The organism is Solwaraspora sp. WMMB335, assembly GCF_049179075.1.
Lineage (GTDB): Bacteria > Actinomycetota > Actinomycetes > Mycobacteriales > Micromonosporaceae > Micromonospora_E.
The window spans coordinates 3,073,038-3,092,695 of sequence record NZ_JBMHMF010000001.1 but is presented as its reverse complement, the minus strand read 5'-3'; the positions used below and the strand labels follow the sequence as shown (position 1 = coordinate 3,092,695).

Below are 19,658 nucleotides of genomic sequence, written 5' to 3'. Positions count from 1 at the left end.
GACCACGACGAACGGAGGTGAGCTGGCATGACCATGGTCGAGCCGGCGGTCGTACTGCCCGGCGCCAGCACCGAACAACGGACGTTGGACCTCTACCGGGCGCATCTGAGCAAGGGCAGGGCGACCCTGGCCGAACTGTTCGGGTCGCACATGGAGGTCGCATCGTCCGGCGCCTGGCTGGAGACCAGCGACGGCGAGCGCTTCCTCAACTGTGGCGGCTACGGGGTGTTCATCATGGGTGCCCGGCACCCGATTGTCATGGACGCCGTACTCGAACAGTTGCACCGACACCCCATCGCCACCCGGATCCTGCTCGAACCGACGGTCGCCGAGGCCGCCGAGGCGCTGATCTCCGTGGCCCCGAACGGCCTGGAACGGGTGCACTTCGCGCTGTCCGGCGCGGAGGCCGTCGAGACCGGGTTGAAACTGGCCCGCAGTCACGGCAAGCGCCGCATCCTCGCCACACACCAGGGGTATCACGGCAAGACGCTGGGTGCCTTGTCGGCCAGCGGCAAGGAGGTCTACCGCAAACCCTTCGCTCCCCTGCTGCCCGACGTGACCCGGGTGCCCTACGGCGACGCCGCGGCCGTCGAGCGCGAACTCGCCGCACATCCGGGCGAGGTCTGTGTCATCGTCGAGCCGGTCCAGGGCGAGGGCGGGGTGATCATCCCGCCGCCGGACTACCTGCGTCAGGTGGCCCTGCTGTGCCAGCGGTACAAGGGCTTCTTCATCCTGGACGAGGTGCAGACCGGGATGGGTCGGCTCGGTCACTGGTGGGGAGCAGACCTGGCCGGCGTCGTACCCGACGTGCTGCTCGTCGGCAAGGCGCTCGGCGGTGGGCTGCTGCCGGTCTCGGCCGCGCTGGCCAGCCGGAGCGCCTTCCTGCCATTCGACAAGGATCCGTACCTGCACACCGGTACGTTCTCCGGCGCGCCGATCCTGATGGCCGCGGTGCGTGGTGCCATCCGGGCGGTCAAGGAAGAACGGCTCGTGACCCGGGCCATGGAGATCGGACACCGGATCCTGCCGGAGATCCGACGAATCATGCTGGCCAACTGCCCGGAGCTCATCGTGGATGTGCGGGGCGAGGGTCTGCTCATCGGCATCGAACTGGTGGAGGCGGGTCTCGCCGGCGAGTTGCTGATCGAGTTGTTCAATCACGGTGTCGTCGGCAACCACTCGATGAACGGCAGCTCGGTCGTCCGGTTCACGCCGCCGGCAATCCTCAGTGACTCGGACATCAATTTTCTTCTCGAAGCGTTGGACGGCGCGACCCGCGATCTCGTGGACAAGCGTGCCCGGATGCCGGAAGGCAGTAACTGATCATGCGTCAAGTAAAGTTGACAGCGTTCGTCCCCCGAGTGTCGCCCGAGGTCGTCTTCGCCGGCGTGGCCCGCTTCGAGCGCTACCCGGAGCTTGCGCCGCACGTGCAGTCGACCACCGTCCACCGGACACTGCCCGAGCCGACCGGGAGCTCGAGTTGGGAACTGCATTTCCGTAGCGGCCTGCTGCGGTGGAGTGAGGAAGAGCAGTTCCACCGCGACGAATTGGCAATCGACTTCGTTCAGACCGACGGCGACTTCGACTCGTTCACGGGGCGGTGGACGTTCGGCCGTACCGCTGACGGCTGCGAGCTCACATTCGCCGCCGAGTTCGACTTCGGCATCCCGAGCCTGCAGGGAATCCTGGATCCGATCGCGGAGCGGGTGATCAGGGAGACCGTGGCCTGGGTAGTCGTCGGAATGTTCGAGGATGTCCGCCTCGATGGCGGCCACGAAGCACACGGACTGCAGGCCACGCCCGTCGCCTCAGCCTGACCGGAAAGGGCAGAATCATGGATCAGAAGAATCCGTTCGAGACTCCGAACACCTTTCGACTGCATCGGGCCGAGTACCTGGTCGGCTTCGGCGTCAGCGCAGTCCTGTTGGTCATGCACTGGAACGAGGTCCGCTGGCTCCCCGCGATAGCGCTGTTCCTGTACATCGACCTGATCGGTTACATCCCGGGAGCGATCGCCTACCACCGTAGCAAGACGAAGAAGATCTCCAAGGTCTACTACGTGCTCTACAACGTCATGCACAGCCTGATCACCCAGACGGTCGTCGTCGGCCTGTGGCTGTGGCTCATCGGGCCGGAGTGGGCGTTGCTGGTGATCCCGTTCCACGTCTTCGGGGATCGCGGCTTGTTCGGAAACTTCCTCAAGCCGTTCGGAATGCCGTTCGAGCCGGTGCCCCACCCGCTCTACGCCAAGCTCATCGAGTCGATCCGGTCGCCCGGGCAACAACCGGCCACCAACTCCGCGCCTGAGCCACTCGTCGCCCATATCGGGTCGTCGAAGTGAACAACGTCGAGGCGCGGACCGGCTGGACGATCATGGCAAGGTCGACGGCAGCGGGCCAACTGGACGACCGATCGGCTGGAGTGACATCCGGCGGAGTCGACGAGGCGACCGAGAATCGCGCGGCCGTACGTCAGATCGCGTCGGGGGTGGCGGTTCTCACGGTCGGTACCGGGCCAGCTATGCATGGTGTGACCGTCAGTTCACTGACCGCCGTGTCGCGTGACCCGTTGCTGATCGGGCTCTGCCTGCACCGGCGTTCGCAGTTCCTCAGCCTGCTCAAGACCCATCGGTCGTTCGCGGTCAGTGTCCTCGACGCCGCCCAGGCAGAACCGGCGAAATGGTTCTCCAACCCGGACCGGCCCCGTGGCCGGGCCCAGTTCGATCGCGTCCGGTGGCAGCCGGACCGGATCAGCGGTGCACCGCTCATCGTCGGCGCCCTGGCCTGGCTCAGCGCCAGGTTGGTCCGCGTCGTCGACGCCGGGGACCACGAGTTGCTCCTCGCCGAGGTGACCGGCGGTTCGGCTGCCGATGGCCAGCCACTGCTCAACCACGGTGGCCGCCTGCACGAGGTGACCACCATGATTCCGATCCCGCCGGCACCGACCCGACACGCCGACGAGGAGAACAACCGGACGGCGGGCCGGCGCACCGGCCGCGCCGAGCAGCTGTAGGACAACGACGACACCGAGCTGCGGGAGCGCTCGTACGCGCTCCCGGCAGCCGGTGTCGCGCCAAGCGAATCGACGTAAGGAGCAACGATGACCCGGACGGTGCCGCCCGAGGCGGACTGGGACGACGCGCCGACGCTGCTCGACGGTGCGATGAATCTGGCTCTCACCGCCGAACAGTGCAATCTTGCGTACTGGCTCGCGGCAGTGGCACAGGGAACGCTGCGTGGGCGTGCCGAGACCGGGCACGCGCCGACCGCGATCACGCCGGAACACATGCGCCGGCCTGGACCGCTTCGTGACGCTCTGGTGATGGAACTGGGCTACCGGTCCATCGCGGAGGAGAAGGCCACCCGGATTCTCGCGCACTACGTCGCCCAGGCGCCGGGCGTACCGGAGTTGGAGTTCTACACCACGCAGCTGGTCGACGAGGCACGTCATGCCATGGTCTTCCGTAATCATCTGATCGAACTCGGCCTGCCCGAGGACGGCCTCGTCGCGGCGATCGCCGAGATGTCGGCCGACTACACCAAGGAGATCCTGGAACCGGTCGAGGAGTTCGCCAACCATACCGTGCGTGACGAGGGGGACTTCATCGGCGGCGTCGCCATCTTCACCATCGTCATCGAGGGAGTGCTGGCGCCCGCAGCCGAGCTCAGCGAACGGAAGTGGCAGATGCTGGACCCGGCGGCGAGTGAGATCGCCCGCGGGGCCTCCATCGACGAGATCCGGCATCTCACCGTCGGCAGCTCGATTCTGCGCGATCATCTCGCCGCCCATCCGGGCTACCGACCACGCCTGCTCGACATTCTGCGCAAGGGCCGACAGCTCTGGGACGACCTGCCGGAGGAGGCGTACATCATGCGGCGCGAAACGCTGTTCCAGGAAGGGATGGCGCAGTACGCCGACCTCGTCGGCGACTACGAGGTGTGGCCCGGCCGGCGGCTGCTGGACACCACGCCGGCCGAGCGGTACGCCACCGCGGAACGCTGGACCGACGAGATGGCGGCGGTGCGGCTGCGCTACATGGGCCTTGCCGATGCGCTGCCGGTACTGGGGCTGGCGGAATGAACGGCCATCCCGACCTGTCGGCGGCGACGGCCGTCGCACCCGCTGCCGGCCGGGCGGCGGTCATCGCCGGCGTCGGCTCCTGGGTGCCACCCCGGATCGTCACCAACGAGGAACTCACTCGATATCTGGACACCTCCGACGAGTGGATCCGCAGCCGGACCGGCATCGCGCGCAGGCACGTCGTCGATCCGGGCGTGGGCACCGCGGCCCTTGCCATCGAGGCGGGCGCGGCGGCGTTGAAGTCGGCCGGTGGCGGTGACGTGGACTCGGTCATCGTGGCCACCGCCACGCCGGAGCGGCTGTGCCCGGCCACGGCACCACAGGTCGCCGCCGGGCTCGGCCTCAGCGGAGTCGCCGCGCACGACGTCGCGGCGGTCTGCAGCGGGTTCGTCTACGCGTTGAACAGCGCGGCAGGGCAGATCGCGACCGGCACTGCCGACCGCGTCCTGGTCATCGGTGCCGACGCCTTCTCGACGATCGTCGACCCGATGGATCGGCAGACCGCGGTGATATTCGCCGACGGCGCTGGGGCGGTGGTGCTGCGCGCCGGGTCCGCCTCGGAGCCGGGTGCCCTCGGGCCGTGCGTGCTCGGCAGCGACGGCGAACTCGCTGAACTGATCATGATTCCGGGCGGCGGGTCGGCCCAGCGGTCGACGGGACAGCTGCCGGGTCCGGACGATCTGTGGTTCCACATGCGCGGCAGAGACGTCTACCGCTACGCCGTCGAACACACGTCGAACGCGGCGCTGGCGGCGTTGGACCGGGCCGGCTGGCGTCCGGCGGACGTCGACTGTTTCATCCCGCACCAGGCCAACGCGCGGATCTGTACGGCCGTCGGGGAACGTATCGGAATCCCGGCGGATCGCGTGGCGTCGAACATCGAACGGGTCGGCAACACGGCGGCTGCGTCCATCCCGCTGCTCATCGCCGAGTCGGCGGCGACGGGCGCGTTCGATCCCGGCGCGCGGATTCTGATCGCCGCCTTCGGTGGTGGTCTGGCCTGGGGCGCGACCACCTTCACCTGGCCGGGGACCCTCGGCTTCGGTGACTGACCGTTCCGACCGCAACCGTCAAGACGACCGATATCCGAAATCGCTGAGTCATCAAGACCGGAGACCCGTCGCGGCGCGGCGGGTCGGTGAGAAAAGGTGCCATTGATGTTCGAGCAGCTCAAGGAAATCATCGCCCGCAAGTTCCAGTTGGACCGTGCGGCGCTTGTCCCGGAGGCGACGTTCCAGGACCTGGAGCTCGATTCGCTCGACATGGTCGAGTTGAGCCTGGTGATCGAGAAGGAGCTGGGTGTTGCCATCTCCGACGACGAGTTGATCCAGGCCGGGACGGTCGGAGCGGTCCGTGACCTCGCCGAGTCGCGGAGCGCGAGGGTCTGATGTCCAGCCGCGACGTGGCGGTGACCGGGTTGGGCATCGTCAGCCCGGCCGGCATCGGAGTGGCGGCCAGCTGGGACCGGGTCTGCGCCGGTCAACCGACCGCGCAGACCGATCCGCTGCTGGCCGGATGCCCGGTGGACATCTCCTGCCGGGTGCCGGCCTTCACGCCGGACCGAATACTCGGTCCGCGCCGGGCCCGGCGGCTCGACAGGTTCGTCCAGCTGACGGTGGTAGCGGCGCTGGAGGCGGTCGCCGACTCTGGGCTCGACGTCGGTAGCTGGGACGGAGCCCGGGTCGGTGTCGTGCTCGGATGCGCCGACGGCGGTCCGGGCACCGTCGAGGACCAGCACCGGATACTGCTCGCCGAAGGCCCCAATCAGGTCTCGCCGCTGCTGCTGCCGCGGCAACTGCCCAACATGATGGCCGGGCAGGTGTCCATCGAGCTCGGCGCGACCGGTCCGAGTCTGGTCGTCGCCACGGCCTGCGCGTCCGGCGCCTCCGCCATCGGACTCGCGCGCGATCTGTTGCTGTTGGACCGCTGTGACGTCGTGGTCACCGGCGGCGGCGAGGCCATGGTGACCCCGCTGGTGATGGCCGGCTTCGCGCAGATGGGGGCGTTGTCCCGGCGCTGTGACGATCCGTCCACCGCGTCACGTCCGTTCGACTCGGCGCGTGACGGCTTCGTCGCCGGCGAAGGTGCCGGTGTGCTGGTGCTCGAGCGGATCGCCGACGCTCAGGCCCGGCGTGCCCCGGTGCGGGCACGCATCGCCGGGTTCGGGGCGAGCGCCGACGCCTATCACGTGACCGCACCGGATCCGCACGGCAGAGGAGCCGAGGCGGCCGTACGCAGTGCTCTCACCGACGCGGAGATCGCGCCTACCGAGGTAGAGCATGTCAACGCCCACGGCAGTGCCACGCCGTTGAACGACCTGGTGGAAGCACAGATGCTGCACCGGGTGATCGGTTCCGGCGCTCTGGTCACCTCGACCAAGGGCGTCACCGGGCACCTGTTCGGTGCCGCCGGTGCGGTCGAGACGGCGTTCACCGTGCTGGCGGTGGAGCAGGGACTGGTGCCACCGACAGCCAATCTGGACGAACCCGACAGCCAACTCGAGATCGAGGTCGCGCAGAAGGCGACACCGCTACGGATCGACCTCGCGCTCAGCACGTCGCTCGGATTCGGTGGACAGAACGCCGCGGTTCTCGTCGGCCGCGCCTGACCGGTCCGGCCGCATCTGGTCAGTGCCCGGTCAGGTGCTGGTCAGTGCTACGGCGCAGGCTCTTGAGCAGGTACGCATTCAGGAAGGAGATTGGTCCATGCAGGCCAAGCAGCAAAACCTGGCCAACGGCGCCAGGCCGGCAAGAAGCGGCCTGGTCGGCGTCGACCCGGCCGCCGCAACCGCCAAGGAGGTGGGTGCTCATTTCGCGGAACTCGCCAAGGAGGTCCGCGCCGCCGGGCTGCTGGATCTCGTACCGGCACGGTACTACGGGCGGCTGGCCTTCAACGCGGCGTTGTTCGGCGCCGGCCTGATGGCGTTCTTCTTGATCGGCGACTCGTGGTGGCAGTTGGCGGTGGCTGCCTGGATGGGCGTCAGCTGCGCGCAGAGCGCGTTCATGTGGCACGACGCCGGGCACAAGGCCATGTTCCGCGGCACCGCGGCCACCGCGATGGGGCTCGTCCACGCCAACCTGGTCAACGGCGTGAGCTACGGATGGTGGGTCAACCACCACCACCGACACCACAGTTTCCCCAACAACATCGACCTCGATCCGGACATCGGACGACGGACGGCGATCTTCGACATGAGCCAGTACCCGAGCCGGTCCCGATGGGGACGGTTCGTGGTGCGTCACCAACGGACGCTCTTCTTCGTCCTGCTGACCCTTGAGGGCTACAAGATGCGCCGGACCTCCCTACTCGCCCTGTTCAGTGGGAACCTGCGTCGTCCGGTGCAGGAGGGGCTGCTCATCCTCGCCAATGTCGTCGTCTACGCCGGGGTGTTGCTGCTCGTGCTCTCACCGATCAAGGCCCTGGCCTTCATCGTCGTGCAGCAGGCGGTGCTCGGTGTCTACTTCGGCCTCATCTTCGCTCCCAATCACAAGGGCATGGAGGTACGTACCGGTGAGGAGTCGTTGGACTGGTTGGAGCGTCAGGTCCTGACGTCACGCAACATCCGTCCCTCGGTGTTGGTCGACTTCCTCTACGGCGGTCTCAACTACCAGGTGGAGCATCACCTCTTTCCGACGATGCCCCGGATGAACCTGAACCGGTGCCGGCCGATCGTTCAGCGCTACTGCAGCCGGCACGGCATTCCGTACCGAGAGGTGGGCCTGGTCGCGTCGTACCGGGAGGTCGCGACCTTCCTGCACGAGGTCAGTGAGCCAGCCCGCCACCCGTCGCCCGTCGCGACCGGGTCCGCTGCCAGCTGATCCCGCCGTCCCCCGATCCGCCGGACCCGCCAGTGCGGGCGTCCACGACAAAGGTGTGACCAGAGCATGCCCGACGATCTGATTCTGCCCACGCTGCCTCTCGCCGAGCGGCGGGACGCGGTGGAAAGCCTCGTACTCGACCAGTTCAAGGCGGCTCTGCTGATGGAGGGCGATGACGACCTCCCGTTGGAGAGCGGCTTTTTCGAACTTGGCCTCACCTCTTTACGACTTATCGAGATACGTCAACTTCTAGAGCAGCGACTAGGTCTGCGGATCGACGCCCGGGTGCTGTTCAACCAGCCGACGATCGCGCAACTGATCGACTATCTGTTGAGTGAACTCGTGGTACCCGCTCGCAGCGACGCCGGTGCGCTGGATGCGGAGGTTACCCGATGACCGACCTAGTCGATCCGCAATTCCGTGCGGCCGACCCCGTGTCGCCGGTCAACCAGGACGAACCGATCGCCGTCGTCGGCATCGGGCTGAAATTTCCCGGCGGTTGCGAATCGCTCGACGAGTTCGACGCTTTTCTGCGCGATGGACGTTCGGGCATCGTGCCGCTGCCGGCAGACCGATGGGACGTTTCGGCCTTCACTCCGTCGGATCCAACGGAGAAGGGAAAGATACACACGACGGGCGGTGGTTTCCTCGATCGGATCGATCAGTTCGACGCCGGATTCTTCAACATATCCCCCAAAGAGGCCCAGTACATCGATCCACAACAGCGGATGCTGCTGGAGACCGCGTGGCAGGCGCTGGAGAGCGCCAACATCGACCCGGCGCGACTGCGCCGGGGCAACGGCGGCGTCTACGTCGGGGCGAGTTCCATCGACTACGCCCTGGAGATCGGCGATCTGCCGTACGCCGAACTCGACGGACATCTCGCCTCCGGGATCACCATGTTCCCACTGTCCGGGCGGCTGTCCTACTTCCTCGGCTGGCGGGGGCCGAGCCTGAGCGTGGACACGGCGTGTTCGTCGTCGCTCACCGCGCTGCACCTCGCGGCCAGTGGGCTGCGCCGGGGTGAGTGCGACATCGCGCTGTGCGGCGGTGTCAACGCGCTGCACCACCCACGGATCCCGGTGATCTTCTCCCATGGGCAGATGCTCGCCCCGGACGGGCAGTGCAAGACCTTCGACGAGTCGGCCGACGGCTACGTCCGGGCCGAGGGCTGTGGCGTTCTGGTCCTCAAGCGGCTGTCGACCGCCGTCGCGGACGGCGACACCGTCCTGGCCGTCGTCCGTGGCACCGCCGTCGGTCAGGACGGCGACAGCGCCGGGTTGACCGTGCCCAACGGTGCCGCCCAGGAACAGGTCATCCGAGCCGCCCTCGCCGCGGCGCGGCTGCGTCCGGCCGACGTCCAGTACGTGGAGGCGCACGGTACCGGCACTCCGCTCGGCGACCCGATCGAGATGGGCGCCATCAACGACGTGTTCGCCGAGTCGCACACCCCGCGGTCGCCGATCCTGGTCGGCTCGGTCAAGACCAACCTCGGTCACATGGAGCCGGCGTCCGGCATCGTCGGACTGATCAAGGTCGTGCTGCAGATGCGGGCAGGAACGATCTATCCGCACCTGAATCTGCGCACCCCGTCCGGACGGATTCCCTGGGACAGCTATCCGGTCCGCGTGCCCACCGACTGCCAGCCGTGGTCGGCGCCGGTGCGCCGGGCGGTGGTGAACAGTTTCGGCTTCGCCGGCACGATCGCGGCGGCGGTGCTGGAACAAGCACCCGAGCAGCCGGCCGCGGTGTCGGAGCCGGCGCCGGCGGGGCAGCCACCCACCCGGCACGTGTTCACGCTCTCCGCCAAGAGCGGCGCCGGGCTGCAGGCGCTCGGCCAGCGGTACCGGCGGCTGCTCGCCGACCAGCCCGAGATCGACCTGGCCCGACTGTGCTACACCAGCAACGTCGGGCGTTCCCATCACAACCAACGCCTCGCCGGCGCGGTCGCCGACCGCGACCAACTCGACGCGCTGCTGGCCACGCTCGACGGCCCGGCCGACGGCAAGCCCACCACACCGCTGCGCAAGGTCGCCTTCATGTTCACCGGGCAGGGCGCCCAGTACCCCGGGATGGGAGCCGCGCTCTACCACCGCTTCCCGGTCTTTCGCGACTGGGTGGACCAGTGCGACGCGTTGTTCGCCCCCGTCCTCGGCCGGTCGGTACGCGCCCTGCTGCTCGACGAGGCGTCCGACGCGAGCGAGATCGATCAGACCTGGCTGACCCAACCCGCGCTGTTCACGCTGGAACTGGCCCTGGCCAAGCTGTGGATGTCGTGGGGGGTCCGGCCCAACGTGCTCATCGGACACAGCATTGGCGAGGTCGTGGCGGCGACGGTCGCCGGACTGTTCACCCTGCCGGACGCGGTGACGCTGGTCGCCGCCCGGGGACGACTGATGCAGTCGGTACGTCGCGCCGGTGCGATGGCCGCCGTGCACGCGGAGATCGAGCACGTCGAGCCGTACGTGGCGGGGCATCCCGAACTCGCCGTGGCCGCCCACAACAGCCCGACCCAGTGCGTCATCTCAGGGGCTGTCGGACCGCTCGACGACGCGATCCAGGCGTTGCTCGAGCGCGGGATCCGCGTCGACCGGCTCGCCGTGTCACACGCCTTCCACTCGCCGCTGATGGCAGAGACGTTCGACGAGTTCCGGGCCGCGCTGGCCGGGATCGAATTCCGGGAACCGGACACCACCCTGGTGTCGAACGTGACCGGCGGGACGGCCCGGTTCGCGGAGATCGCCGACATCGAGTACTGGATTCGGCACGTCGCCGAGCCCGTGCGGTTTCTGTCCGGTATCCGGGCGGTCGCCCGGCGGGGACGGCACGCGATCGTCGAAGTCGGTCCGGCCGGCGTCCTGACCGCCCAGGCTCGACAGTGCATCAGCGCCGACGACCACGTCTGGGCCGTCAGCCTCAGCCGCCGCGACCGCACCGACGAGACGACCCTGCGCTCGCTCGCGGCGGTCTACGTCGCCGGGATACCGGTCGACTGGCGTGGCCTGCACACCCGGCGGGAACCCATGCTCTCGCTGCCCACGTACCCGTTCCAGCGGCGACGGCACTGGCTGCCGGCCGCTGGCCGGCAGACGCCGCGAGCCGCCGGGGCGGGCAACGCCGCCAGCGCGTACCACCCACTGCTCGGCCGGGAGACCGGTACGCCCGAGCGCCGCGAGTTCACCAGCGAGCACTCCTCTGCCGACCTGCCGCTGGCGGCCGATCATGTGATCGACACGGTGCCGACCATGCCGGTCCCGGCCTTCGTCGAGCTGCTGCTCGCGCTGCAGGAGGAGCTCTTCGGTCAGCACGGTGGCCTGATCCGGGACCTGGTCCTGCACGAGCCGTTGACCCTGGCCGAGGAGCCACGCACGGTGCACACCAGATGCGGCACCGGTCCGGACGGCACGGTCGCGGTGGAGGTGGTGAGCGTCGTCGACGGCGTCACGCTGCGGCATGCCACCGCGCTCATCGAGGACCGCGGTGCCGCGACGCCGTCTTCCGAGCCTTCGGCAGCGGCCCGGGAGCCGGCCCGGACCCGGGACCGCAGCAGCGCCTACGTCGACCTGGCCTCGGTGGGGCGGGTCTACGGGTCGCGACTGCGGCTGCTGGACGATGTGGTCCGGCACGGTGCTTCGATCACCGGTCGGATCACCAACCGCCTGGCCCGGACCGGCGAATACTTTCCGGCCGACGTGCTCGAGGCGGCGTTGCACGGACTGGCCGCCGTACACGACGCCGGGCCGGCCGCCGGCCCGCTGGCGATCGGGTCGGTCCAGGTGCTGCGCCGGCCGCGCACCGACAAGGTCCGCTTCCAGGCACGGCTGCGGGAACCGACCGACGCCACCGGGCCCGGGTTCGTCGATCTGCGGCTGTTCGACGGCGACCGGGTGGTCGCCGAACTGCACGACATCCGGTGGGGCGTGCGGGACACCGCCCAACAGCGATCCTTCACCCACCGGCTCAGCTGGTTGCGCGAGGAACCCGGCCGGTCACCGGCCGCCGGCAGCCGTAAGGTGCTGGTGTTGCATGCCGAGCCGGCGCTCAGCGCCGCGCTGCGCGGGGCGGTCGACCGCGAAGGCGTCGAAATGGTCGTGGAGCCGGACGCCGACCGCGTCCCGGCGGCGCTGACCGATGCCGGCATCACCGACGTCGCCTGGTTCTGGCGTGACGAGGGCACGGACGTCTCCGTGTCCGAGCTACGCCGGCAGTCCGAGTGCCACTACCGTGACCTGTTGCGGGTGGTGGCCGCGATCGACAGCGCACCCGTCGAACGCCGTCCCCGGCTCTGGCTGGTCACCAGAGGAGCCCAACTGCTGGCGGGCGACGACCCGGCGGCGGCCAGTCTCGGCGCCGCGTCGCTGTGGGGCTTCGGTCCGGTCCTGCTCACCGAGTATCCGCAGTACCGGGCGACGCTTGTCGACCTCGCGCCGCCCGCCGCGTCCGGTGCGGCCGTCGATCCCGCTGGTCCTGCTGGCTCCGTCGATCCTGCTGGTTCCGCCGATCTCGCCGCCCTGGCCCGCGAGTGGAGCGCACCCCGCCCGGACGACTTCCAGGTGGCGTTCCGTGGCGGTCGACGGCACGTGCGTCGGCTGCTGCCGGGTGAGAGCACGCCGTCCTGGTCCGGTGGCTTCGTGGTGACCGGTCCGGACCCGGCGGACACCGGGCCGTCGTACCGGATCGAGCCGGCGGCGGTCGTCGCGCCAGGACCTGAGGAGCTGCAGGTGCTGGTTGACGTGACCGTCCCGGCCGGCGCCGAACTGAACCACAGCGTCTGTGTCGGCACGGTGTCGCTCGCCCCGCCAGACAGTGCCGCGCAGGTCGGGGACGTCGTCGTGGTCCGGCGTCAAGGGCCGCCGGCCCGGTACCTGACCGTGCCGGACGACGCCGCCCGCGCGGTGGCGCACGGAACGGACCCGGTTCGGGCCGCGGCCGACCAGGCCGCCGTGGCGGGCGCGGGCGCCTCCGGCGAGGCGCGGCCCATCCGGTACGGACTGGACGAACTCGACGAGGTCGCGGCGCGGCTGCGCGCCGGTGCCGCGCCGGGCTCGGTGGCGCTGTCCCTGACCGGTGTCGATGCCGACACCGGCCCGCTCGCCGTCACCGGTGCGGTGCGGCGTTTGCGGGCGGACCGGACCTATCTCGTCACCGGCGGCCTGGGCGGGCTAGGCCTGGTCACCGCACGGCGGTTGGTCGAGAGCGGTGCCCGCCACCTCGTCCTGGTCAGCCGCGGCGGCCGGGCGACCCCGGAAGCGGAGCCAATCCTCGCCGACCTGCGCCAGCGGGCCACGGTGACGGTGCTCGCCGCCGACATCGGCCGGCCGGCGGACATGGCCGACCTGACGGCCCGGCTGCACGCCATGCCGCACCCGGTCGGCGGGTTCATCCACGCGGCCGGCGCGATCGGCAAGGAACTTGTCGCGAAGCTCGACTGGCCGGCGATCGAGGAGCAGTTCGGCCCCAAGGTGTTCGGCGGGTGGCTGCTGCACGAGCTCAGCCTGGGCTGCCCCGAACACGAGTTCTTCGTGGTGTACTCGTCCATCGCGGCCGTCATCGGCGGCGCGACCCAGGCCCACTACGCCGCCGCGAGCGCGTTTCTCGACACGCTGGCCGCCTGGCGGGTCGCGCGGGGGCTGCCCGGCCTCAGCCTCAGCTGGGGCGCCTGGGCCGAGGTCGGTATGTCGGCCCGGCTGGACGAGCAGCTGAGCCGCGAGATCGATCGCAGCGGCATCCGGTTCTTCTCGCCGGCGCGTGCCCTGGACACGCTCACCCAGCTCTGGGACCGACCGGTGGCGCACCGGGTGGTCGGCGAGTACGACTGGGAGCGGATCGCCGGCGCGCTGCCGCTGGACAACGCGCTCTACTCGCGGGTCGCCAGCGGCCGGGCGGCCGGGTCGCCCGGCGGCGACCTGCGCGAGCGGCTGCTGAGCCCGGACGTCGACCGGGCCGCCGTCATCGGCGACCTGGTCCGCGCGAAGGTGGCGCAGGCGCTGCACCTGGACGACCCCGGTGATCTCGACGCCGGTGCCGAGTTCGTCTCGCTCGGGCTCGACTCGTTGATGGCGGTCGAACTGAAAAGCGGGCTGGAGTCGGCGCTACGGATTCCGCTGCCCGCCTCGCTGACCTTCGACCATCCGTCGGTGCAGGAACTCGCGGAATTCCTGCACCGCAGGTTCGCCGTCGAACACCTTGCCTGACCGACCTGGAGGAACATGTGGACGACCTGCCCGAAGACTGGACCCTGTCGGCGACATCGGCGGCACATGCCCGCGACCGTGGCGAGCACGTGGCCATCCGGTGCGCGGACCGGGCCGTGACGTACGCCCAGTTGCACCGGCACAGCAACCGGACCGCCCACCGGCTGCGCCAGGCGGGGGTCCGGGAGGGGACCCGCGTCGCCTACCTGGGCAAGGAATCGGAGCACTACTACTCGACGGTGCTCGCCTGCGCGAAGATCGGCGCGGTGCTGGTCCCGGTCAACTGGCGGCTCACCGCGGGCGAGGTCGACCACATCCTGCGCGACTCCACCGCGGAACTGGTGTTCGTGGAGCGCGAGTTCCACCCGGTCGTCGACCGGGTGCGCCCGGACGTACCGACGATCCGACAGGTCGTCGTGCTCGACGCCGAAGGCTCCGACGATCCCGGCGCCGGGCTGACCAACTGGCTGGCCGACGTGGCGGACAGCGACGTGGAGCATCGCTGCGGGCCGCACGACCCGGTCGTACAGATCTACACCAGCGGTACGACCGGCAAACCGAAGGGTGTCGTCCTGGCCCACCGCAGCTTCTTCAGCCTGCCGGCGGCGATGCGCGCCGAGGGGGTCGACTGGATCGACTGGCGTGCGGACGACGTCAGCCTCATCTCCCTACCGGGCCTCGGGATCGCCGGGATCGGCTGGTTCATGCACGGCTTCAACGCCGGCGCCACCAATGTGGTGATGCGGATGTACCTACCGCAGGAAGCGGTCCGGCTGATCCGGGAGTACGAGGTGTCCATCACCTTCGTCGCCCCGGCCATGCTCGCCATGATGCTCGCCGAACACGGCGTCGGCCCCGACACGTTCGCGTCGATGCGCAAGGTGGCCTACGGCGCCGCGCCGATCTCCGAAGGACTGCTCCGCCAGTGTCTGGAGACGTTCGGCTGCGAGTTCGCGCAGATCTACGCCAGCACCGAGACCGGGACGGTCGCGGTCTGCCTGCCGCCGGCGGCGCACGTGCCGGGCAGTGGGCTGCTGCGCGCGGCGGGCCGGGCCTGCCCGGGCACCGAGATCAAGGTGGTGGACCGGGACGGGCGGACACTGCCACCGGGCGAGACGGGCCAGGTGTGCGTGCGTACCCCAGCCCGGATGCTCGGATACTGGAATCTGCCCGAGGCCACCGCCCGGACCCTCGTCGGCGAGTGGCTGTACATGGGCGACGCCGGTCGTCTCGACGAGGACGGTTACCTCTTCCTCGGCGACCGGATCAACGACACCATCATCGTGGCCGGGCAGAACGTGTACCCCGCAGAGGTGGAGAAGGAACTGGCCGACCATCCCGCGGTCGCCGACGTCGCCGTGGTCGGTATGTCACACCCCCGCTGGGGGGACGCGGTCCACGCCTGTGTGGTGATTCGGCCGGGGCACCGGGCCACCCCTCGCGAACTGTTGGTCTTCCTCCGTGGCCGGGTCGCCGACTACAAGATCCCGGTCGAGTACCACATGGTGGCGCAGCTGCCGCGCAATCCGTCCGGGAAGATCCTCCGTCGGCTCGTCCGGGAACGTCTCGCCGGGCAGGGCGATGCGGATCTCGTGGCCGCCGCGTCGGGTTCGAAAGGAGACTGACATGTCCATCATCGACCAGCCGTGTCTGATCGGGGTCCTGCTGCCGACCCGCGAACAGGCGATAACCGACAGCATCGACATGGCGCAGATCCTCGACTTCGCGCGGCAGGCCGAGTCGCTGGGGTTCGACTCGGTGTGGACCGGCGACTCGCTGGTCGCCCGGCCACGGTTGGACCCGATGGTGGTGCTCGCCGCCTGCGCCGCCGTCACCAGCCGGGTCACCCTCGGCACCGCGGCGATGACGCCGGCGCTGCGGCACCCGCTGATCGGCGCCAACATGATCGCCAGCCTGGATCACGCGTGTACCGGCCGGTTGGCCCTCGGCCTCGGTTCGGGCTTTCCGATTCCCGAGACGGAGGAGGAGTTCGGCCTCGTGGACGCCGCCTTCGCCGGTCGGGCGGGACGGCTCGACGAAATCGTCGACCTGTGGCGGACGGCGTGGCGGAGCCGGCATTCGGAGCCGACCGACTTCACCGGGCGGTACTGGCAGGCCGACGGTCTCGACCGGCTACCCGCCCCGTACCGCGCCGGCGGGCCGCCGCTCTGGCTGGCCAGCAGCGACACGCCCCGGGTGCTGCGCCGGGTGGCCGAGCGCTACGACGGGTGGATGCCCTTCCTGCCGACCGCGCAGGCGTACGACACGGCCTGGCGTACCGTGCAGGAGCACTGCCGCGACCTGGGCCGTGCGCAGGACGCGGTCGTCCCGGGCATGTACGCCACGGTGACCATCGGTGACAGCCGGGCCGCCGCCGAAGCGGAGCTGGCGGACTACCTGCACCGGTACTACGGCAGGTCGCTGGAGACGATGGCGCAGATCCAGGCGTACGGCTGGGGCAGCGCCGAGGAATGCGCCGACTGGCTGGTGGGATACCTGCGGGCGGGCGCCCGTCATGTCGTGATCCGGATCGGGTCGCTGGATCCCGGACCGCATCTCGCACAACTCGGTGCGACCGTTCTCCCCGCGCTGCGGGAAGCCGCCGTCCCGATCGCCGCCAACTGATCCGGAATCGAGGTTGACCATGACTGACTACATCGGGCAGACGTCCGAAGCCGGGCAGTGGCTGCATCCGGACGAGCCGTCGGCCGACTCCCGGATCCGACTGTTCCTGTTTCCGCACGCCGGCAGCGGCGCGATCATCTACCGGGACTGGCCGCAACTGCTGCCGTCGGACGTCGCCGCCCAGGCGATCACCCTGCCCGGCCGGCACAACCGGCGGGAGGAGCAGGCGTACGACAAGTGGGAACCGCTGATGGACGCGTTGTACGAGGCGGTGGTGGCCGAACTCGACCATCGCCCGTACGCGTTCTTCGGCCACTGCATGGGATCACAACTCGCGTACCAGTTGACCCAGCGCATCGAGGCCGAAGGCGATCCGGGACCGATCCTGCTCGGGATGTCGGGCTGGGCACCGCAGGGCTTCTTCCAGCCGACCGACGAACAGTCCCGGATGCCGGAATCGGAGATGGTCGAGTGGATCAAGAAGCTGGGCTCGTTCCCGGCGGAGATCTACGACAATCCCGAGATGCTCGCCCTGGTGGTGCCGGCCCTGCGCGCGGACCTGGCCATCTGCGCGCAGTACGTGGACGAGCCGGCCGTGGTGCGCTGTCCGGTGGTCTCCTACGGCGGGGCCTCGGATCCGCTCATGGAGCGCAAGGACGCGATGGAGTCGTGGCGCGACAGGACTCCCCGCTACCTGGGCAACAGCGAGTTCCCCGGCGGGCACTTCTACATCGATGCCCATGCGCTGACCGTGACCACCGACTTCGCCCGGCACCTCTACCGTTTCGAAGCGGCCGGGACCCGTTGATGCCGTCGGTGGACGGCCGCGGGTCGACCACCGGTCCACCGACCGTCGGTCCACCGCTCACCGCGCGGACCCTGCCGGACCTCATGCCACTGTCCGCGACCCTCGGTATCCGGTTCGGCCAGCTCGGTCCGGACCGGGTCGCGGGTGAGGTGGACTGGCACCCACGGCTGTGCACGGCGGGCGGGGTGATGCACGGCGGCACCCTGGTGGCGCTGGCCGACTCGGTGGCAGGCGTGTGCGCGTACCTCAACCTGCCCACCGGGGCCGTCACCTCGACCATCGAGTTGACGGTGAACTTCCTCGCGGCGGTCCGTCGGGGGACGGTGCAGGCGGTCGCCCGACCGCTGAGCGTCGGCCGTAGCGTCATCGTGGTCCAGACGGATCTGCACCTGATGGAACCCGCTTGCGCGAACGGCACCCACGGGGGTGAGCGCACGGGTGAGCGCCCAGCGGTCGGGATCGTGGTGCAGTCCCAGATCGTTCTCCGGTAACAGCCTCACCCAGATGCCCGCGGGGTGTGCGCGGTCCGTCGCCCGGACCGCGCACACCCCGCATCGGTGTACGTCCGTCAGCTGCTGCCGTCGTGGCCCGCTCCCGCCGTGGTCGGCAGGTCGACCGACGTCCCGGTGGTACGGTCCCCGAGCCGCAGGATCGTGGCGATCATGATCGCCACGCAGCCGGCGATCACGGTGAACAGCCAGCCTGCTCCGGCGTTGGTGAGGATCGGCAGGAGGACGAAGGGCAGCAGCGCGGCGCTGAGCCGCGACAACGAGTAGGCCGCTCCGGCCGCGGTCGTCCGGAAGGCGGTCGGGTACTGCTCGGACAGGTAGACGTGCGACGCGGTGGAGAAGACGTTGCTCAGCAACGTGTAGCAGAAGCCGAAGGCGACGACGGCGACGGTGCTGCCGGCCAGGCCGAACCCGATGCCGCTGGCGGCCATCAGCGCGGCCGAGACGCAGATCAGCGTGCGTCGCTCCACCCGGTCGAGAATCGGCACGGACAGCAACGAACCGATCGGATAGCCGAGGAACGACATCGCCGTGTAGCCGAGTCCGGCGACGACGTCGAATCCCTTGACCGCGAGTACCTGTGGGGCCAGCGCGCCGAAACCGTAGTACGCCGTCACCGACAGCAGACAGAACGTCCAGAGCATGACGGTGCGGCGCCAGTACAACGGGCCGAACAACTCGCGGTAGCCCGGCCGGCGCAGGCGGACGGGGTCGGTCTGCGCCGGCTCAACCGTGGCCTGCCGCGCGGGTTCTGCCGTGGCCGGCGACGCGGGCTCTGCCGTGACCGGCTGCCCCTGGATGCCGGCCTGCCGCTCGAAGCCCCGCACGATCGCCTCCGCCTCGGCGGTGCGGCCCTGTTCGGCCAGCCACCGTGGCGACTCGACGAGCCGGCGCCGGAGGATCCAGATCAGCGCGGTGCCGAGCGCCCCGATGATGAAGACCCACCGCCAGCCGGCGAGCCCCAGGATCGTCTGTGGGGCGAGCCAGAGCGCGGTGAACCCGACGGCGGGAACGCCGCAGAACGCGATGCAGTAGGCCCAGCCGATGAAACGCCCGCGCCGACGAGCCGGCAGCACCTCCGCGAGATAGCAGTCGGCGAGTGTCTGCTCCGCTCCGATGCCCACGCCGGCGATGAAGCGGGTGAGGATCAGCCACGCGGCGTTCGGGGAGAAGGCGCCGAGCAGGGTGAACACCGAGTAGACGGCGAGGTTGATCATGAACGCCCGGCGGCGTCCGGTGATGTCGGACAGGCGGCCGAGCAGGATCGAGCCGAAGAACTGGCCGATGAATCCGGAGGCGAGGAACAGCTTGAGAGTGTTGCCGTCCACGCCGAACTCGACCTGCAGGACCTTCGACACCGTACCGGAGAGATTACTGTCGAAGTAATCGAAAAACAGGCCGATGCCGATGAGGAAAGTCAATGTGCGATGTGCGCTGATGATCGGCATGCGGTCGAGGCGTGCGCCGATCGAAGCGCTGTTCGCCGGTTTGGGCAAAGTGGTGGAGTGCGTCAAGGGTGCTCCAGCCGTTGGCCGCCCGCCGACCGGCGAGCCGGCATGATGTCGGCCGGCCGGCCGTTGCGGACCGGGCCGATGGCAGTCTGGCCAAAGCCCGCCAGCGCGGA

16 protein-coding genes are annotated in these 19,658 nt (G+C 69.5%); 15 read left to right on the top strand and 1 reads right to left on the bottom strand.

Translation table 11 applies throughout. From position 1 onward, the window contains the following. The first annotated feature begins 27 nt into the window (after nt 1–27). The 15 genes from ACN27F_RS13170 to ACN27F_RS13100 all read left to right on the top strand — a co-directional run bounded on the left by ACN27F_RS13170 (nt 28) and on the right by ACN27F_RS13100 (nt 18,016). The gene (locus ACN27F_RS13170) at nt 28–1,323 is read left to right on the top strand and encodes an aspartate aminotransferase family protein (RefSeq protein WP_421433654.1); all 1,296 of its coding nucleotides are present in this window, start codon (nt 28–30) and stop codon (nt 1,321–1,323) included. A gap of 2 nt (nt 1,324–1,325) precedes the next feature. Beyond that, nucleotides 1,326–1,817 carry a type II toxin-antitoxin system RatA family toxin gene (locus ACN27F_RS13165; RefSeq protein ID WP_421433653.1) on the top strand — a complete coding sequence of 164 codons (492 nt, stop codon included), beginning with the start codon at nt 1,326–1,328 and terminating at the stop codon, nt 1,815–1,817. A gap of 17 nt (nt 1,818–1,834) precedes the next feature. Next, nucleotides 1,835–2,341, top strand: a complete 507-nt coding sequence (locus ACN27F_RS13160) for a hypothetical protein (protein ID WP_421433652.1) — start codon at nt 1,835–1,837, stop codon at nt 2,339–2,341. A gap of 32 nt (nt 2,342–2,373) precedes the next feature. Then, the gene (locus tag ACN27F_RS13155) at nt 2,374–3,012 is read left to right on the top strand and encodes a flavin reductase family protein (protein WP_421440165.1); all 639 of its coding nucleotides are present in this window, start codon (nt 2,374–2,376) and stop codon (nt 3,010–3,012) included. A gap of 87 nt (nt 3,013–3,099) precedes the next feature. Beyond that, nucleotides 3,100–4,080 (top strand): VlmB-like protein, encoded by a 981-nt coding sequence (locus ACN27F_RS13150; RefSeq protein ID WP_421433651.1) that lies wholly within the window; start codon nt 3,100–3,102, stop codon nt 4,078–4,080. Beyond that, nucleotides 4,077–5,132 (top strand): beta-ketoacyl-ACP synthase III, encoded by a 1,056-nt coding sequence (locus ACN27F_RS13145; RefSeq protein ID WP_421433650.1) that lies wholly within the window; start codon nt 4,077–4,079, stop codon nt 5,130–5,132. The genes ACN27F_RS13150 and ACN27F_RS13145 overlap by 4 nt, the downstream gene beginning before the upstream one ends. A 105-nt stretch (nt 5,133–5,237) precedes the next feature. Continuing rightward, nucleotides 5,238–5,468, top strand: a complete 231-nt coding sequence (locus ACN27F_RS13140; protein ID WP_421433649.1) for an acyl carrier protein — start codon at nt 5,238–5,240, stop codon at nt 5,466–5,468. After that, nucleotides 5,468–6,688, top strand: a complete 1,221-nt coding sequence (locus ACN27F_RS13135; RefSeq protein ID WP_421433648.1) for a beta-ketoacyl-[acyl-carrier-protein] synthase family protein — start codon at nt 5,468–5,470, stop codon at nt 6,686–6,688. The genes ACN27F_RS13140 and ACN27F_RS13135 overlap by 1 nt, the downstream gene beginning before the upstream one ends. Before the next feature lie 97 nt (nt 6,689–6,785). Further along, nucleotides 6,786–7,898, top strand: a complete 1,113-nt coding sequence (locus tag ACN27F_RS13130) for a fatty acid desaturase family protein (protein ID WP_421433647.1) — start codon at nt 6,786–6,788, stop codon at nt 7,896–7,898. A 66-nt stretch (nt 7,899–7,964) separates the two neighbouring features. After that, a complete protein-coding gene (locus tag ACN27F_RS13125) occupies nt 7,965–8,294 on the top strand; it encodes an acyl carrier protein (protein WP_421433646.1) in 330 nt (109 codons plus the stop codon). Further along, complete coding sequence (locus ACN27F_RS13120; RefSeq protein WP_421433645.1) at nt 8,291–14,092, top strand: SDR family NAD(P)-dependent oxidoreductase; 5,802 nt, start codon at nt 8,291–8,293, stop codon at nt 14,090–14,092. Before ACN27F_RS13125 ends, ACN27F_RS13120 begins: the two co-directional genes overlap by 4 nt. Before the next feature lie 17 nt (nt 14,093–14,109). After that, nucleotides 14,110–15,717: a long-chain-fatty-acid--CoA ligase gene (locus tag ACN27F_RS13115; protein WP_421433643.1), complete on the top strand. Its 1,608-nt coding sequence runs from the start codon at nt 14,110–14,112 to the stop codon at nt 15,715–15,717. Between the two features lies 1 nt (nt 15,718). Continuing rightward, entirely contained in the window at nt 15,719–16,717 is a 999-nt protein-coding gene (locus ACN27F_RS13110; RefSeq protein ID WP_421433642.1) for an LLM class flavin-dependent oxidoreductase, read from the top strand. Between the two features lie 19 nt (nt 16,718–16,736). Then, nucleotides 16,737–17,525, top strand: a complete 789-nt coding sequence (locus ACN27F_RS13105) for a thioesterase II family protein (protein ID WP_421433641.1) — start codon at nt 16,737–16,739, stop codon at nt 17,523–17,525. After that, complete coding sequence (locus ACN27F_RS13100) at nt 17,525–18,016, top strand: PaaI family thioesterase (RefSeq protein WP_421433640.1); 492 nt, start codon at nt 17,525–17,527, stop codon at nt 18,014–18,016. The genes ACN27F_RS13105 and ACN27F_RS13100 overlap by 1 nt, the downstream gene beginning before the upstream one ends. 77 nt (nt 18,017–18,093) lie before the next feature. On the opposite strand, the gene ACN27F_RS13095 is transcribed toward ACN27F_RS13100, so the two are convergent. Further along, on the bottom strand, nt 18,094–19,482 hold the full coding sequence (locus tag ACN27F_RS13095; RefSeq protein ID WP_421433639.1) for an MFS transporter: 1,389 nt from the start codon (nt 19,480–19,482) through the stop codon (nt 18,094–18,096). Nucleotides 19,483–19,658: the final 176 nt, after the last annotated feature.